Here is a 3,248-nt window from a genome sequence, read left to right as displayed (position 1 = left end):
TTGGGTATAGGTGTGAGGCTGGGTAGGAGTGTTCATATTATTAAAAAAGCTTATTTTCGACAGAACTCAACTTACATTATCCAAAGGCACGGTGAAGAATCTCTTTAATGAAGAGAAGCGCCGTATTGATGTAACATTCATGTTGGAATGTTAGTGTGGGCGTGGGTAGATTCTGAAAATTATTGGCCCGCTTATTTTGGTTTGTACGAGCGAGCGAGTGAAGGATGCATTTGATGCGGAAGACATCACCATTCCATTCCCGCAAAGATATGTACATATCCAGCAATAATGAAAGGAACATCTGCTCATTTTTTGCACACCAATAAAACTTGCGACAAGTGACAGACAGATTAATTTCATATCTGATGCATTTATCCTCGTTTAATAAAATATATGCGAGGTAAAGGTTTAGGTTTTAAATATTAAAATTTATTATATTAGCTTGGGGTTAATTAGTTATTTGAATTTTAAGTGATTAAAAATGAATTGGAATGTAAATCACAATTAATAGTTAATATTTCCTTGGAATGTAAAAACACTTTTTTGGTGTATTTGCTCTAAATGTTTATTGTTTTTCTGGTATTAATTGAATTTAAATAATTGTTTTTGTTGCCTTTTTTGTGGTTTCATTGTTTTTTTAATATTTAATAAATGTGATTTTCATTCCTATCAATAAGAAATTATCTTTTAATGGTTTAAGTTAAGTATATTATTTTTTACTGTTTTCTGATTAAAACTATAAACACGCAATAGGTGATGGCGGATATAAAAATCCGTTGGATCTTATTTGTACAATAAACGGAAGAGAGTGAAAAAGTGAAATCAAATAAAAACATTCTTAAAGCAGCAGTGGGCATGGCGATGTTATCTGGCCTACCAACAGCAGCGAATGCTCACGGTTGGACAGAGTTTCCGAGTGCTCGCCAAAATACATGTTATGAACAAGGCGGAATTTGGTCGGGCAATCCACCAAATGCGGCTTGTGCTCAGGCAAAGGAGATCTCGGGTACCTATCCGTTTGTTCAGCGCAACGAGTACGCGAAGAACATTACCGACTACAACAACATGGAAGCGGTAAAAGCGGCAATTCCTGACGGCACACTATGTTACGCAAACGACCCGCAGAAGAAGGGTATGGGGGCGCCACATACCGCTTGGACTCGTACAGAGCTCAACACGGGTACCTTTGAGTTCGTGTTCAATGCCACTGCACCACACAACCCATCATTCTGGGAATTTTACCTAACCAAACCAGGCGCAGATCTGAGCAAGTCGCTTGCTTGGGGTGATCTAGAACTTATTCAGACAGAAGGTAATGTGCCAGTTGAAGATGGCAAGTATCGCATGAACGTTACCATTCCTTCTGACCGCTCAGGCGACGCTATTCTATATGTTCGCTGGCAACGCGATGATGCGGCGGGTGAAGGCTTCTACAACTGTTCTGATATCACTATTGTGGGCGGTGAAACCCCTCCACCTGAGCCAACACCACAGCCTGACCTTGTGAAGGGTGATCTGTACATCCCTGTCGACTTTGTTGGCCCAGACCTTGGTGATACGGTTAAATACGACATCATCAATAAGTACGGTGATATTGCACGCAGCTTTGATATTGAAGTGAATTCATCCAACATCAATGACTGGCAGCGTCTACTGGCGTCAGAGATCAATGGTTGGCATGAAGAATTCAAAGATGGTGCAGTATTCATTGGTGACTGGCATGAAGAAATGTCTCACTACATGTACTTCCAAAACGATCCTTCACGTAACTTCTTCAACTCAAAAGATAGCCGTGCATCGGGTGTGATCTCAGTAATTGATGGGGACGATGGTACGGTTGAGCCCCTAACTGGTGAGCTTTACGAGCTGGTTAAGAGTGATAAGGTCGTAAACGCAGGCGACAAAGTTGTGATTGCAGTTAGTGAAGCGGCGAATCTGACTCAAACCCAAGGCACAGCGGTGAGCATTCAAAACAATGGTACCGCGTCTATCGTGGTAGATACGACAACCATTACTCAGAATGAAACACTTTCGTTTGTTGCTAACGCAGTGAACAGTGAACGTAAAGAGACATTCACATTTGAAGTGATTGCAGATGAAGGTACGGTTGATCCAGACCCAACACCAGACCCAGATCCAACACCGGATCCAAGTGGTGATGAATGGGATGCAGCAAAAACGTATCTAGGTGGTGAAGTGGTGTCTTACGCTGATGGAAAATGGAAAGCTCAGTGGTGGATTGAAGGTGGTGATGATCCACAAACGACATACCAAAAAGACCAATGGGGTGTTTGGCGTCCAGCTAGCTAATCTCATTCACTAAAGCCAAATGGATTTGGCCTAGGCAAGCATCAAAGCCATCGTTCCAGTTAATAGTGCGATGGCTTTTTCATATGCTCGAGGTATAGGTTAAAGTCGGTTAATCACCCTCTGTTGCTCAATGGGCAATTGCTCTAGAGAATCGCTCTTGCCCGCCAGTCCCTGGCTAACGAATAAGATGTTTTTGAACTGTTTCATGATCACCTCCTTTCTATTAAGTGTTGTCTCTAGAAGGGGACATTTCCATGATAAAAGCATGGTTAATTGCGTTAGGACAAGCCCTTTGCCATTTCGATTCAATGGGCAGTGGATCTCAATGAAGAGGACCTTCCAATATACACGGTATCACCAAGTTGCTAAACTCACGCTTCGCGGCTGCACATTGAACTTCAGTCCACTCAAAGAGAGAAAATCTATGACGGTAGAAAATGTGCTTCCTGAACACTATGCAGAGCTGCTAGCCGTTTGGGAAAATTCAGTCCGAGCGACGCATGACTTCATCACAGAAGAAGATATTGAGTTTTTTAAACCCATCATCATTGAACAAGCATTTCCTGCAGTCACCTTAAAGTGTGTGAAAGACACTGCAGGTGCAATACAAGGTTTTGTTGGTGTTCATGATGAAAAAATCGAGATGCTGTTTCTTCTAGACCAAGCAAGAGGAAAAGGCATAGGTAAGATGTTGCTGCAACACGCGATAAAACATCTCGGCGCAGTAAAAGTCGATGTGAATGAGCAAAACCCACAAGCCGTCGGTTTTTACCAACGTATGGGTTTTAAAGTCGAATCTCGCTCACCACTCGATGATATGGGTAAACCATTTCCAATTTTACACATGACGTTATAACGCTCGATATGTCGTACATCCGCCTTAAACAGGTTTTGTTAGAAGAAACGCCCAAAGCTAATAACAGAAGTGGACCCCAATG

2 protein-coding genes are annotated in these 3,248 nt (G+C 42.1%); both read left to right on the top strand.

Features of this window, described 5'->3' with window-relative positions; all coding sequences use genetic code 11:
* Positions 1 to 816 precede the first annotated feature (816 nt).
* Positions 817 to 2,310: a lytic polysaccharide monooxygenase gene (locus KIV40_RS09700; protein WP_285348911.1), complete on the top strand. Its 1,494-nt coding sequence runs from the start codon at positions 817 to 819 to the stop codon at positions 2,308 to 2,310.
* A 424-nt stretch (positions 2,311 to 2,734) separates the two neighbouring features.
* The gene (locus KIV40_RS09695) at positions 2,735 to 3,166 is read left to right on the top strand and encodes a GNAT family N-acetyltransferase (RefSeq protein WP_285348909.1); all 432 of its coding nucleotides are present in this window, start codon (positions 2,735 to 2,737) and stop codon (positions 3,164 to 3,166) included.
* The last annotated feature ends 82 nt before the right edge of the window (positions 3,167 to 3,248 follow it).

Source organism: Vibrio sp. D173a (assembly GCF_030248475.1).
Note: the sequence above shows the minus strand (reverse complement) of the source record. Positions and strands in the feature narration are given on the sequence as shown.